General features: G+C 41.7%; 11 protein-coding genes and 1 pseudogene. 7 read left to right on the top strand and 5 right to left on the bottom strand.

What is annotated here, in order from left to right:
* A pseudogene (locus tag CI957_RS04895) lies at positions 1–573 on the top strand (transposase); the annotation flags it as partial.
* Positions 574–1,452: 879 nt separating this feature from the next.
* Here CI957_RS04895 and CI957_RS04890 read toward each other — a convergent pair.
* Complete coding sequence (locus CI957_RS04890; RefSeq protein WP_096712643.1) at positions 1,453–3,324, bottom strand: ATP-binding protein; 1,872 nt, start codon at positions 3,322–3,324, stop codon at positions 1,453–1,455.
* A 108-nt stretch (positions 3,325–3,432) separates the two neighbouring features.
* Positions 3,433–7,236: a NosD domain-containing protein gene (locus tag CI957_RS04885; protein WP_128754341.1), complete on the bottom strand. Its 3,804-nt coding sequence runs from the start codon at positions 7,234–7,236 to the stop codon at positions 3,433–3,435.
* Between the two features lie 342 nt (positions 7,237–7,578).
* Between CI957_RS04885 and CI957_RS10595 the strand changes: the two genes are divergently transcribed.
* The 6 genes from CI957_RS10595 (at position 7,579) to CI957_RS04860 (ending at position 11,904) form a co-directional block, all read left to right on the top strand.
* Positions 7,579–7,722: a hypothetical protein gene (locus CI957_RS10595; RefSeq protein WP_164909028.1), complete on the top strand. Its 144-nt coding sequence runs from the start codon at positions 7,579–7,581 to the stop codon at positions 7,720–7,722.
* A 122-nt stretch (positions 7,723–7,844) separates the two neighbouring features.
* Positions 7,845–9,017: a Xaa-Pro peptidase family protein gene (locus CI957_RS04880; RefSeq protein WP_096712645.1), complete on the top strand. Its 1,173-nt coding sequence runs from the start codon at positions 7,845–7,847 to the stop codon at positions 9,015–9,017.
* A 34-nt stretch (positions 9,018–9,051) separates the two neighbouring features.
* Complete coding sequence (gene map, locus CI957_RS04875) at positions 9,052–9,942, top strand: type II methionyl aminopeptidase (RefSeq protein ID WP_096712646.1); 891 nt, start codon at positions 9,052–9,054, stop codon at positions 9,940–9,942.
* Positions 9,923–10,564, top strand: a complete 642-nt coding sequence (locus CI957_RS04870) for a hypothetical protein (RefSeq protein ID WP_128754340.1) — start codon at positions 9,923–9,925, stop codon at positions 10,562–10,564. The genes map and CI957_RS04870 overlap by 20 nt, the downstream gene beginning before the upstream one ends.
* A gap of 13 nt (positions 10,565–10,577) precedes the next feature.
* On the top strand, positions 10,578–10,865 hold the full coding sequence (locus CI957_RS04865; RefSeq protein WP_096712648.1) for a YunC family protein: 288 nt from the start codon (positions 10,578–10,580) through the stop codon (positions 10,863–10,865).
* Between the two features lies 1 nt (position 10,866).
* Positions 10,867–11,904 carry a TRM11 family methyltransferase gene (locus tag CI957_RS04860; protein WP_096712649.1) on the top strand — a complete coding sequence of 346 codons (1,038 nt, stop codon included), beginning with the start codon at positions 10,867–10,869 and terminating at the stop codon, positions 11,902–11,904.
* Here the strand turns inward: CI957_RS04860 and CI957_RS04855 are convergent.
* From CI957_RS04855 to CI957_RS04845, 3 genes are read right to left on the bottom strand one after another with little or no spacing between them, the layout of a single operon-like run.
* Positions 11,898–12,458 (bottom strand): M48 family metallopeptidase, encoded by a 561-nt coding sequence (locus CI957_RS04855; RefSeq protein ID WP_096712650.1) that lies wholly within the window; start codon positions 12,456–12,458, stop codon positions 11,898–11,900. The genes CI957_RS04860 and CI957_RS04855 overlap by 7 nt on opposite strands.
* A gap of 8 nt (positions 12,459–12,466) precedes the next feature.
* A complete protein-coding gene (truA, locus tag CI957_RS04850; RefSeq protein WP_096712651.1) occupies positions 12,467–13,276 on the bottom strand; it encodes a tRNA pseudouridine(38-40) synthase TruA in 810 nt (269 codons plus the stop codon).
* A gap of 20 nt (positions 13,277–13,296) precedes the next feature.
* A complete protein-coding gene (locus tag CI957_RS04845) occupies positions 13,297–13,989 on the bottom strand; it encodes a transcriptional regulator (RefSeq protein ID WP_128754339.1) in 693 nt (230 codons plus the stop codon).
* Between the last annotated feature and the right edge of the window lie 109 nt (positions 13,990–14,098).

Here is a 14,098-nt window from a genome sequence, read left to right as displayed (position 1 = left end):
GAAACCATTTCGTCCCATACTGGAATCTATGTATATCAACAGGACAGACAAAGGTGGTCGACCTGAAAATGATGTTGTAATGATGTTCAAAATGCTTGTGTTACAACAATGGCATGGTCTTTTTTGATCCAGAACTTGAACCACAAAGACAGATTGATTGTAGAGGATTGGAAATTGGTCAAAAAAAGGTGGCAAATCATATTTTGGGTACAAACTGCTACGATTATTGATAAGGAGAATGAGTTGATTCGAAGGTTTGAAACGACTGTGGCATCAGTACATGATTCACAGGTGGATCTGTCAAAAAAAGGAGAAGTGGTGTATAGGGATAAGGGATATTTCGAAGTGGCGGCAAAAGGATTTGCAGCAACGATGCAAAGAGCGGTAAGAGGAAAGCCACTGAATATCAGACAGATTATGCGCAATGACAGGATTAGTGTACAGAGGATGCCCTGTGAAAGGGTGTATGCGGTGACAAAAGGCGTATTCAAAGCGGGAAAGGTGATGGTGACGGCGTTTTGTTTCAATTTGCATCAAATGAGGACGTTAAAAAGAAAAAAGGTGGTGGACTGAGGGCGGAAACTATCTAAAAATAAGCAGATATTTCAGAATAATTGCCCGGGAAACAGGCTAGTAGAGTGATAATAAGAACAAATTTTATAGAAGTTCTGGAAGAGGAACGTTGATCAGAATTCTCAAATGAGAATGGATTTATCAGATCCATTCTTTATTTTGAGGATATCAGCAATATCCATCACAACCAGGATACCAGTGATCGATTATTTGAGATATCGGCGCAACATCTATTTCTCTGGCATACTGAATTTTTTATGTTGTATTGGCATACAAATATATAATATATTAACTATAGTTGCAAATTAGAGTTAAGATGAACAAGGTTATATCTGAATTTATTATAATTATATCTTCAATTCTATTTTTAATGTTTACGGTTTTTGCACTATTAGCCATTGAATATTTAATGGGAGGGAGTATGCTTAGCAAAACGTTGCTATCTACTGCTACCTGGACAATGATTATCATTGCAGGATCGATGATGCTTGGTGTGCTTTGCTTAGTGTATTATCTAAAGTGAACCAATTCTTCTCAGAAAGAGTTTTTTGCAGTGATCGCAATCATGAGTTGGCACATACACATTTGTTATTGATTAAATCCAGCACTTTTTTACATCAAAGTACAGCTTCTCAGCATCTACCGGAAGATAAACTTGTTTTTCGTTGGGAAAGGTATGAAGCAGGAAGCCATCTGGTTTAGCCAAGTGGTAGTTCACACTCTAATACTTACAGTGTACATTATTCTGACATCCATTATTGCAGGCTATCTTACAGAGATGATAGTGGATGATGAATCAAAATCTTACAGATATAAAAGAAAAGATATGACAATTGATTTTCAAACAGTGGTTAATATTAGATTGTGCTGAAACGGAAATCATTTTGGTACAGGTATCGCTAACGTAAAAGTAGTACCCATTCCAGGCTCACTTTCCACCCGTATACTTCCACCATGCATTTTCACATATCTGTTTACAATGGCAAGCCCCAGACCGGTGCCACCATATTTACGGGTGGAAGACGAATCGACCTGTTTAAAGGGATCAAATATGCTTTGGAATTTTTCATCAGGAATACCTATACCATTATCTGAGATAGATATTTCAATATTATCACCGACAAGCTGGGATGTAATTGTAACTTTACCTTTTTGAGGTGTGAATTTAATTGCATTGCTGAGTATATTATACATGATTTGTTTGAATTTTACCTTATCAGCAAATATTTCTATATCTTCAGATTCGATGTTGGATGTAAGTTCAATATCTTTTTTATTAGCCATGGGTTGCATCAAGGTTACTACTTCATCCACCGTTTCTGTAAGGTTCATGTTTTCAGGTTCATACCCCATTTTACCCGCTTCTATTTTGGAAAGATCAAGAATATCATTGATCAATTTCAACAGATGTTTTCCGCTTTTGAGAACATTGGATATGTATCTGGTCTGGTTTTCATTCAAATCACCATGTTTTTTATCTTTCAGGATATTAGAAAAACCAATGATTGAATTAAGAGGTGTCCTTAATTCATGACTCATATTGGCAAGGAATTCTGATTTGGCACGATTTGCTTCCTCAGCTGCTACCTTACTTTCCACGAGATGTTTTTCTATTTCCTGGCGAATATCTTCCAGTTCCAGTTTGTAGAGGGCAAAAGAAATGTCACCTTTTACTTCTTCAAACAAACCGATTATTTCGCCGTCCTGTGCAAATTCCCGGGATATGGTGGCTGCAATTACACCATATACATTATCCTTGTATTCAAGTTTAGAAAGCAGGTGTACTGATTTTGTATATTCCTTTGCCGGAGTATGATCGGTATATTGCTCAAATAAGTCATCCACAATAAGCAATTCGTCTTTTTCTAAAACAGTCCTGATATAATCAGGGGTTTCACCTTTTTCCATTTTTGAGGAAAGGAGTGAATATTTACTAACTCCGCTACTTTCCTCAAAAAGGATTGGCTTTTGATTATGATCCATCAAACATATACATGCACTGTAAAAACTATGGGATTCAGCGAGGATGTCACAGATACCCTGTACAAGTTTTAATTTATCGTTTTCTGTTACGATAAGCTGGTTTACATTGCGTATGGATTTTAACACCGAAGTCAGGTACTCAATCCTTTTTTCATTCGTTTTACGTTGAGTGATGTCATTGATAATACATATCGTTCTTTCATAGTTTCCATTGGTTTTATTCATACCTGAGGAATTTATGATGACATCAATAAGAGTGCCATCCTTTCTAACCATCTTGTATTCTTTACCGTAAGAATAGCCGGTTTCAAGGATTTCCTGAAGGGATTGGGAAGCTTTGCCCAGATAATCCGGATGAATTATCTTTGCCATTGGATAGCCTATGATTTCCTTTTTTTTATAACCCAGGAAATTCTGGACCTGGTTGTTGCAGTCAACAATTATGCCATCAGAATCTATAGAGGTAATCAGGTTTGCAGCGGTTTCAAAGATGGACCTGTATTCCTCTTTGGCTTTTAAGGCCTCTTCGTAGAAGTTGTTGATTTCATTAATGTGGGGTATTACGTAAAATAGAAACAAAAGGGCGGTTACCAGAACAAAAAGCCATCCTTTATAGGTTTGCAGCAGGCCATATAATCTTATATCAGAAACAAACCATCCCAATGCCATATCTGAAAACAGGATCCAAAGACCTGCAAAGACAACATATAACAATGTGGTTGTCAGAACAGCATTTACATCCTTTTTAATCTGTGATGATTCTTTCATCTGATTTTAGTACTATTACTTCTAACTATAAGGGTATTGGTTCTATAGAAAATTTACCAATCAAAAAGAAATATTATGAGCGGGTGACTCCGCTCATTTTCAAGACTTTTAGTCCTTCCGCATTATGAGTGCTGCACCTGCAATCAGTGCCACTGCAAAAATGGCGGTAAAGCCGGGTGTCTGAGCATTTTCAGTTTCAGATGCAGGTTCATCTGTTGTTTCTTCATCTTCAGGTTGCTCGGCAATCGGTTCTTCAATCCCTTCTTTGTATTCATCTCCAACAATGCTGAATACAGAAAATCCGGGAGTCTCGGCTGTGAAGTGGAGATATTGGTCATCTTCTCTGACCTGATTACTTGGAAGGTCCTGCCACTTTCCATCATGGAATCTGGTCATGCGTATTGTGGAAGGGTCGATGTTGTTTTCCTCAACCCATTCTTTGCTGACCTTGAACTCGATCAGGATGTTGTCAGCATTTTCATCAGAGATAGTACCTTCACTGCCAACGGTGATACTCATCAACTGGTAGGAATTACCTTTTGGATCATCCACATCATCGGGTTTGTCCTTGAGTGCCTGCACCTTTGCTACAACTGTGCCTTTGTCATCCTTTGCATCAAAACTGATTCCAAGTACAGGTCCTTGTCCATCAGAGAAATCATATTTCACATTCGATCCAGCAAGCACACGTTTAATTCCGGAAACTGTACCTTCGACATCTTCAGGAGGCATACTTGGACCTACTGAAGAGCGTCCACCGGAACTGCTCTTTTTATAGTCATCTGCTTTGAGAGTATCAGCCCTGATCACGGACAGGTTGACTGTGTTGTTATAATTACCCAGAACATCAGTGGCGTTTACATTCAGGTAATATGTGTCTTCAGCATCTGTATCCACCATTATGGAATTGTTTACCCAGTAGCCACTAACATTTTTGAGAACCGCTTCATCTACTGTATCATTTATACTGGAGACATTGACCACCACTGAGGAGATGCCGGATGTGTCTTTTACCGAAACGTTCATCTCAAGAGTGTCTCCAACTTTTACCCTTTTCTCCTTTGGAGAAATTGCAGTGACCTCGGGTGTTTTACCATCAGCAGTATAGGTCGACCAGTGATCTACACTGAAAGTCAATGTACCTTTCTCTGCGTTCCAATCAAGCCCTGAAACCGAGTCACTGGAGGTATTGCCTGCTTCCAGGATTGGCTGGCCATCGAGCAGTATGCCCGGCTGGTTTTCGAAGGATCCAAGGCCATACATTGTAAGACTGGTTGAATTATTCAACCTGCTCAGGTTTGCAGAGTCCAGTGTTGTCTGCGCTGTATCGAAATCTACATATTCCCCGAATTGTTGCAATTTCTGGGCAAACTCAATATCACAGAGATTTACGTATTCCGTGAATTCCAGACTTCCAATTACATCACCATTACTGTCGTTTGCTTCAAAGGTCAGGTTGCTTACATTGGTAAGATCTTCAATAGTAGTCCAATCTGTAGTATTGGGGTTACCCAGACCGGTTATATTTGATTGGGGATTGAAATTCAGCATTACAGGACAGACGGTATTGTTAGCACCTGTAGCTGTTGTGGCATGAATGGAAATATAATAGACACCAGTATCATTATCTGGCATAGTATGATTCAGAAGGGTGAATACACCATCACCCTGATGCTCAAATGAAATGGGATTAGTATTTCCAGTTATATTGGAAAAATCTGCAACTACGCTGGCATCCGATTTATTATCCAGTTTTGTCCACAAACTGATATTCTCCCCACTGTAAGCAAAGGTGAAATTTGCATTTTCAGATCTGTTAGTGCCATCATTGTTGATGAAAAAGACAGCCGGTGATTCTGTGAATTTAAGAGAAGTCGGCATTACAAGAGGCAAATAGTCGTAATTATTCTCTGCTTCATGTATTGTGTAAGTATCGTTGGGAGTATCACAAAAACCATCGCCATCAGTATCAGTATTTTCCTGACTAAAACCGGTGCCATCCGGAGTCGCCCAGAGGTTACCTCCGATATAGTCTCCGCCTGCAATATTGGGACCGAGGGTTTTTGTGGTGTTCCAGTAATTGGTCAGAGTTCCAGAAATGTAAGCATTCCGAATATCATTGTTGAAATAATTATTATAGATATGATTTTCAGAACTTCCACCACTTAAATATATGCCACCACCCCCATTCATTGAGATAGTATTATTGTAGATGGAGTTATTATACCCTGGATATAAAAAAATTCCATACCGATCATTATTGGACAGGATATTTCCACTCAATTCATTTTTTCCAGATTCATGGATATATATTCCACATCCATATCCTTGATCTGAATTTATTTCATTGTCCCCATTATTAGAAATATTATTATTGCCAACAAAATTATTAGATGATCCGTATTGCCCGCCCAAAAGTAGTCCAATTTTGTTATTCAATATAGTGTTATTAACCAGCCTGTTTTCGTGGGAAGAAACAAAATAAACTCCATTGTTGATATTATTTGACACATTGTTTTGAGTCAAATTGTTGTATTTAGAGTGAGCAATCTTTATTCCATTATTGTTATCCAAAGCTATGTTGTCAATAAGGGTAGTGTTATAAACATATGAAATATCTATACCATTATTGTTATTCAAAACTGTGTTATCTATAAGGGTATTATTTTCATTATAGACTCTATCAACATCATACAGAGTAATACCATTTTCAGTATTATTAAACACAGTGTTACCAGTCAAAATGCTATCCTGAGGATATTGTAAATAGATACCATTGGAATTGTTATATACAGTGTTATCAGTCAAAGTGCTATCCTGAGGATATTGTAAATAGATACCATTGGAATTGTTATATACAGTATTACTGGAAAAATTATTGTCACTGGAAGTATCTTTAGGCGAAGACATATAAATTCCATTGCCATCATTGTCTGAAATTGTGTTGGCAGTTATATTGTTAGTAATAGAATTTAGTAGATATATACCACTATATGCGGTCACATCAAAATATCCATTGCCTGAAATTGTGTTGTCAATAAGATTATTAGAATTGCTTCCCTCTAATTTTATTCCATGATAGCCATTGCCTGAAATTGTGTTGGCAGTTATATTGTTAGTAATAGAATTTAGTAGATATATACCACTAAATTCGTCCCCATCAAAATATCCATTGTCTGAAATATTATTGGCAGTTATATTGTTATTATCACAATCATCCATAAGAATGCCATGACCCTCGTTATCTTGAATGATGTTATCAATCAATTTATTATCATTACTTGAAGATTGCAAATAAATTCCAATTCCGGGATTTTCTGATACATCGTTTCCTGTCAAATTGTTATTGTTGGAATTTGCTAAATAAATCCCATAGTTATTACCAAAAACAATATTATTACTTAGATTGTTGTTTTCAGAAGAGGCCAGATAAATTCCATAAATCATACTATTATTTGCAATAGTGTTGCCTGTTATGTTATTATTGGAAGAACTACTTAAATATATAGCACTAAAGTAGTTATCTGGAATTGTGTTATCAGTTAGGTTGCAATAGTTTGCATTATTCAAATAAATGCCTGATGCATAAATACCATTATTACCATTAGCACCACTAATATTAAATCCATTAATAGTTACACTATCAGATTTTATATCAAAGACAGGATTTTCTGGATCGGCTGCAATGACATGTGTGACAGAAGCACCATTTGCCGAAGTGATATTCAATAATGATGTGGAAACTTCGATATTCTCAATGTAGGTACCTGAATCCACGAGAATAGTGTCTCCACTACTTGCATTACTCACAGCTGCCTGTATAGGAGTGGAGGATTCATTGAAAGAGTTGCCATCTTTCCACCATCCAGTGTCGTTCACATTAAGTGTATCTGCACCTGCTGTACCAACCATCAAAATGGTTAAAATCAGAAGTATTAGGGGGGATTTTCATCTGGACACCTTGCTGTTTTAATTAGAATTATGCAAGCCCGGGATTGAAGAGGGGGCTAATTGTTCATATTATTAATATTTGAGACATAACGTATATAATAATATCTGTCCTATACAAAACATGCTTTGTCTACAAATTACACAAAAATTCTATATTGGCATTCATGATGCCTGTTATGATGGGGTATTCTGCAACTATCCTTACCCAAATCCCTTACATGTGTAGCCCAATTGCAGCAGTATAAATATCTCCCTGCCAATCTACTCTTCAGGGTTAAAACCTCAAGGAGTGGGAATAAATAAATGATAGAAAAAATTGTACTGTACAAACAGGGGAAAAAGATTGACCCGGCTGTGGTCTTTTCTGCCATTTTGGACAATAAAGGCAGAGTACGTCGCAACAGGATGTATCGGCTCTATTCGGGCCACGGCTACAACAGGGGGTGAGCGAAAAATCTAAAATGGCCTTTCTACAACCTCCTTCCTGTGTTTTGGATTGTTAAGCTCTTTCAAGGACTTTTTCTTTTTCCGCTGATACCCTTATGTAGCATCAGTACAAATTTCAGTACATGAAGCAAACGAACAATTTCCCGGACGTTACTGCAGCCCTTGCAAAAAACCGATGTGAAGCCTACCTCCTTGTTGCCGATTCTTCCAACGCCGATATGTATTTTGCCACGAAATTCCGTGCAGGCGACCCTTTCTGTTACATCCAGACCCGCAATGCCAGGGACATGATGCTTATATCGGATATGGAAAAGGGCAGGGCTCAGAAGGAAAGCAGGATCGAGGAAATCGTGCCTTTAAGTTTCTGCGATTACAAAAAACGCCTCAAGGAAACAGCCGACCCGGGCAGGGCCTACGGGGAATGTATCGGCCAGTTACTGCAGAAGGAAGGAGTGCGACATGTGGCAGTACCCCGGGATTTCCCCGTTTATACGGCTCAGGTGCTCAAAGAGATGGGCTTTACCGTCAATCCGATCCAGAGCCCCCTTAGAAAATTGCGTGAGGTCAAGGAAAAGGGGGAGGTCAATCTTATCAGGCAGGTCCAGCAGGCCAACGAAGAGGCAATGCAGGCAGCCATTGAAACCATCAGGACCGCTGAGATCGAGGACAATAAACTCTTCCTTGAAGGTCAACCCCTGACAGCATCCAGGGTACGCAGGATTATTGAACATTGCCTGCTTGATCATGACTGTCGGGCCCATGGAACCATTGTGGCCTGTGGCAAGGGTGCAGCCGATCCACACTGGCATGGTGAGGGACAGCTGCTGGCAAGCGAGCCCATTGTGATCGACATCTTCCCGCAGCATAAAATGCATCACTACTGTGGCGACATGACCCGTACCGTTACCAGGGGAGAAACTACAGAACAATTACAGCAGATGTACGATGCCGTGCTTGCAGCCCAGGAAAAGGCTCTGGGAATGCTTAAACCCGGTGTTGCAGCAAATGATGTGCATCAAGCGGTCTGTGACGAGTTCGAAGAAAGGGGATATTTCACGGATGCTGAAAAAGGTGAAGGATACATCCACTCCACAGGGCATGGTGTCGGACTGGAAGTGCATGAAGCACCCTCGATCGGTTTAAGGGAGATACCCCTGCAGCCGGGCAATATCATTACCATTGAACCGGGGCTCTACTACCCACAGATCGGCGGGATACGCCTGGAAGACCTGGTCCTGATAACAGAACATGGTTATGAGAACCTGAACACTTTTGAAAAGGAATTTGTAGTATAAACATTAATCTCCAGAATCATAACAGGTGATGAGCATGCAGGATAAAGTTCAGGAAGTCGAGGAGATTCTCGATAAGTATCTAACCGCCGGTAAGATTCTGTCACAGGTACGGGGAGAAGCCGCGGATAAAATCAAGGTAGGGGCAAAGCTGCTGGATGTAGCCGAGTTTGTGGAACAACGTACAATGGAACTTGGAGGCAAACCCGCTTTCCCCTGCAATCTTTCACGTAATGACGAAGCCGCCCATGCAACCCCGATGGCAGGGGATACGGAAGTTTTTGGCAAGGACATAGTCAAGCTGGATATGGGAGTACATGTGGATGGCTATATTGCCGATGCCGCCCTGACCGTTGACCTTTCAGGAAATAAGGATCTGGCAGATGCTTCCAGAGAGGCACTGGATGCAGCCATAGATACTGTCAAAAGCGGTGTGAATACTGCAGAGATCGGAGCGGTTATCGAGGATACAATCCGTGACAAGGGATTCAAACCGGTTGCAAATCTCACGGGCCACGGCCTTGCACGTTATCAGGCACATACCCCGCCAAGCATACCCAACCGCCATATCGGACAGGGGATGGAACTTCAGGCAGGCGATATCATAGCCATCGAGCCCTTTGCGACAGATGGTGCGGGCAAGATCTCAGATGGTAGTTTCACGGAAATCTACCAGTTCATACAGAAAAAGCCCATACGTATGCCTGCAGCCCGCAAACTTCTCAAGGAACTGAAAGAATACAGCACCCTTCCCTTTGCCAAAAGATGGCTGACCTCTTCCAAAATCGATCTTGCCCTGATGCAACTTGAAAAGGCTGAAATCATCACTTCCTTCCCTGTACTGAAAGAGGTGGGCGGAGGAATGGTATCCCAGGCCGAGCACACGCTGATTGTCACTGAAGATGGGTGTGAGATCACTACTCGTTGAGGTGTCCGTTTTGCGTAAACTTGTGGTTGCAATACCTATCCTGCTTGTACTATTTATTCTGATTATGCCTGCATCTGCCCAGATGACCTGGAGCAATCACATAATACTTAAAAACAACATCATGAAATGGAATTACAACGAAAGTTACACAAATTCATCCGCCATTCTTTACAGAGACTACATCGACTCACAATTGGGAGACGACAGCGGGCTTGTAAACGCCTGGGAAGTATTGAAAATGGATGTCAAAGTGCGCAATTATCTCAAAGGAGAACTGGAAGAGGAGATGGATGTACAGATCAATGGTTCCTCCGAGAATATCCAGGTAACCGATATCGCAGCACAAATGGGATTTGAAACACTGGGCAACATCAACAAAACAGACAGGATAGACAACCGTTACAGTGTCGACTATATTTTTGATACTCCAGTTCTCAATTCCGACACAAACTTTACCTTCAGGGGGCAGAATCAGTCTGAAGTTGTTATCGAACTTGCTGATACAGTGGAGATAAATTCTACAGCAGGAATGGAGAATGTTATTGTTTCAGAAGGAGAAAATACTACTTTTGTGAGGGGCAATATAGGGAATACATCGTATTTTTCCCTTTACACTGAATAATCAGGTGAGCAAAATGAGAATAGAACAGATCAAACTGGAAAACGGTACAGCACAGGGTCTCAAATGGGAATTTGAAAACGCTTCCCTGCTCCTGATCAAAGCCGACATGGGTTATGTGATGTGTGGCTATCTCAATATGGAAACCGCAGACAAACTGGGGGATGTGGCTGCTGTGGTAAGTGGTGTGGACAGTTTTGAAGATGTACTGCAGGCATCTCTGAAATCGGTAAGCAAAAAAGCCCTTGGTATCGGAATTGAGGAAGGGATGACCGGCAGACAGGCTCTTGAAAAGATGTTCTGATATGCGCTACGCTTTTGAGCTTTCCGGAGACCATGAAGAAATCGCTGCAGACGAGGCTCTGGCCTGTCTGGCTACCGAAGGTCTCAAACCGGTATACACGCAGCATTATGATCACTGCCTTGTGGTGGAACTTGAAGAGCCGGATGCCGAAATTAGGTTGGAAAAATTTGCCGGAAAACTGGCCATGTGCCATCATATCCTGCGCGTTACTTTCATCTGCAATAATGAACCCGAAACCATTATTTCCAGTGCAGAAAACTGCGACATCAAACCCCATCTTTCTGCAGGCCAGACCTTTGTAGTACGTGCCCGGAAGGTCAATCACCATACCACCGTGGAAGGCTCCTACCTGGAACAGAGGGTAGGCGGAGCTGTTTTCAGGAAGGGTTACAGGGCCAATCTCAACCAACCCGATGTTACCCTGCGGCTCATACTGACCGAAAAATGCGTATGTGGTTGTGTCATTGCATCCATAGACCGCAAGGCATTCCATGCACGTGCACCCCACAAGAAACCCTTTTTCTATCCAGGGGTACTCATGCCCATTACAGCCCGGGCGCTGGTGAATCTTGCAGGGGTAAACAAGGATACCAGACTGCTGGATCCGTTCTGCGGTACTGCCGGCATACTTGTGGAAGCGGCCATGCTGGGTTCAAGAGTAATCGGCCTGGAAGCGCGGAATGAGATCATACAGGGAGCAAAAATGAATCTGGAATATTTCGGCGGGGATTATAACCTGCTGCAGGGGGATGCCTGTAAATTACCCCTCAAAAACAGCTGCATTGATTCAGTGATCACCGATCCTCCTTATGGCAGGTCCGCCATGATAAAGGCAGAATCCATCCGGCATTTATACGAAGAATCCTTCGCAGAAATGTACAGGGTTCTCAAACCCAGCAGTAAAGCAGTAATCGTCTCGGAGATGGAGATTAACAGGCTCGCACTGGATGCGGGATTTACAATAGTGAAACAGTACAGCCAGAGAATACACAGAAGCCTGACCCGCAATATTACAATTTTGCAAAAAAATAATCAGTAAAATGTCTTTTTAATGAGATGCCAGTATGCTGCAAGTTCCAGTTCATACTTTTGTCGTAGAGGATATCTGGCTTCTACCAGGTTCCAGAATCTCTTATTGTGCTTAAACTCGATAAGGTGCAAAAGCTCGTGATACACAATAAATTCTATCAGGTTATCCGGCAGATACATCATGTGCCGGTTGAAAACAAGTTTTTTATCACTGCTGCAGCTGGCCCATTTCCTCTTCATTTTCCTGAAAGTTAAATCCCTGACCTCCACTTCCAGTTCACGTTGCAGCCTTTGTACAATACTTTCCACGAAACTATAAAAGAGAGGATCTGCGCGCTTTTTCTCCAGTCTCTTTTCCCCGGATAGAGCAATAACCCGCTGCAAATGCAGATGTTTGTTGTAAATCCAGTCTGTATTTTTCTCGATAAAGGCTGCAGCATTACCATATCCTTTGGGAACAATTACCCGCAACATTCCGTCCTTAAACTCCAATCTTGCGTATTTGACGGGACGGTGAACTATATCATAATCTATTACAGCATCTCGAATATGTAACTGCATCATTCAGCCTTTTATTCTTTTGGCAAAAACTGGTCCATTACCTCGGCTAACACCTGATGATAAACAAGATATTCCTCTATTCTTTCACGGGAGCGACGCATGGAGTAACCGTCATCAAACCACTGGACTGAATCGCCATAATTCACATCCGTCAGAATAAGCCCATAGGGTTTTGCAGGTTTAATACCCTCTTCGTAGGAAGCAGGATCCAGCATGTTTTCCAGCCATTCCAGATCCCTGGCACCATTGCCCACAAGCAACAGGACAGTTACAATCTTGCGAATCATTTTCCACAGGAAACTGTTGGCCGTGATATCGATCCTGAGCAGGTTGCCTGCAAGTCTCACATCGATCTTCTCGATTCTGCGAATGGTACTGCGTCCGTTATCCCTGAAACAAAAATTAGCAAAATCATGACTGCCTTCAAGGATACTGCAAGCGGCTCTTATTTTTGAAATATCGGCATCCATTGAAGGTGTTATATAGCGATAGGTACGATTTCTGGCATACCTTCTGGGATGAAAATCACTGTCGACTTCAGCACGGGACCACGCCCATATATCCCCGGGTAATTTGGAATTGATCACCCTGGGAATAGCCAGCTTGGGTTTATCGGTATCAAAAGCCACCACCTGTCCCATGGCATGCACTCCGGTATCCGTACGCCCGGCACTTACAAATCTGGCAGAGGAAGGATCCTCGATAATCTCAAGGGACTGCAGGGCTTCAAAAAGTTTCCCTTCCACAGTGGATACTCCAGGCTGCACCTGAGAACCACGATATGAAGAGCCTATATAAGCGATTTTGAGAGCAACTCTCATACAGGATCACTTGTGTCCAATTACACCTTTTTCCTATTATAAATTTCCCACAACGCAAGTACTGCTATTATAAACAGGCATCCAAAGAAGAACCATACGCCTATATGGGAGAGGAAATCCACAGATATCAGACTGCTGGCATCTGCTGTACCTGCTGATTCACCGGCTGCCCTGGCAGCTTCTGTGGTTGCGTTTGTGGGAGCTTCGCCAGCAAAAAGAGCCGTGTCATTGCTGGCATTGCCAGCCGGCATCTCAGACATCACCGCAGGGGCGACCGGTGGCATGGTCTGGCCCAGAGGTTCAAAATCCCTGAAATATTCAATACCCAATGCTGCAAAAAGAGCCGCTCCTGCCATTGCCACATATTTGCGCAACATACCGAGGATACTGGAGCGATCGGTTTTGCTGCTGCCCGGAACTACCACGATCATTTTTTGCACGGGTTCATATATCTTGATCTCCCTGCCCTTGCGACTCCATTTGGTCTCCTTTACCTGTATGAGTTCGCTTTCCAGCAAACCATCCAGATTGTACTTGATAGTGGTAAGGGGCATATCAAGCTCTTCGGCTATCGAAGTTGCAGACATGGACTGTCTTGCGAGTAATTCCAGGATCTTCAGGGATTTCTCGTTGGAAAGGGTCTGGGTGATTTTACGTGAATCTTCATTTAAAGGTAAGACCAATACTTTTTCCGTATTGCCATCGTTTTCCATACAAAGGAGTATCAATTAATGAAGTAATAAATTTAGTGTAATGTGCGGACCACTCCGTAGTATATCCTTAAATTTAAATACTACTTCCTACAATGTGATGTAACTTTTA

This window comes from Methanohalophilus sp. WG1-DM (assembly GCF_004104135.1).
Classification (GTDB): Archaea; Halobacteriota; Methanosarcinia; order Methanosarcinales; family Methanosarcinaceae; genus Methanohalophilus; species Methanohalophilus euhalobius.
This window is presented reverse-complemented; position numbering and strand designations above follow the sequence as displayed.

Excerpts from the sequence above, each read along its gene's own strand:
- CI957_RS04890 (WP_096712643.1), bottom strand. The coding sequence starts at position 3,324 with ATGAAAGAATCATCACAGATTAAAAAGGATGTAAATGCTGTTCTGACA.
- CI957_RS04885 (WP_128754341.1), bottom strand. The coding sequence starts at position 7,236 with ATGGTTGGTACAGCAGGTGCAGATACACTTAATGTGAACGACACTGGA.
- CI957_RS10595 (WP_164909028.1), top strand. The coding sequence starts at position 7,579 with ATGATAGAAAAAATTGTACTGTACAAACAGGGGAAAAAGATTGACCCG.
- CI957_RS04880 (WP_096712645.1), top strand. The coding sequence starts at position 7,845 with ATGAAGCAAACGAACAATTTCCCGGACGTTACTGCAGCCCTTGCAAAA.
- map (WP_096712646.1), top strand. The coding sequence starts at position 9,052 with ATGCAGGATAAAGTTCAGGAAGTCGAGGAGATTCTCGATAAGTATCTA.
- CI957_RS04865 (WP_096712648.1), top strand. The coding sequence starts at position 10,578 with ATGAGAATAGAACAGATCAAACTGGAAAACGGTACAGCACAGGGTCTC.
- CI957_RS04860 (WP_096712649.1), top strand. The coding sequence starts at position 10,867 with ATGCGCTACGCTTTTGAGCTTTCCGGAGACCATGAAGAAATCGCTGCA.
- CI957_RS04855 (WP_096712650.1), bottom strand. The coding sequence starts at position 12,458 with ATGATGCAGTTACATATTCGAGATGCTGTAATAGATTATGATATAGTT.
- truA (WP_096712651.1), bottom strand. The coding sequence starts at position 13,276 with ATGAGAGTTGCTCTCAAAATCGCTTATATAGGCTCTTCATATCGTGGT.
- CI957_RS04845 (WP_128754339.1), bottom strand. The coding sequence starts at position 13,989 with ATGGAAAACGATGGCAATACGGAAAAAGTATTGGTCTTACCTTTAAAT.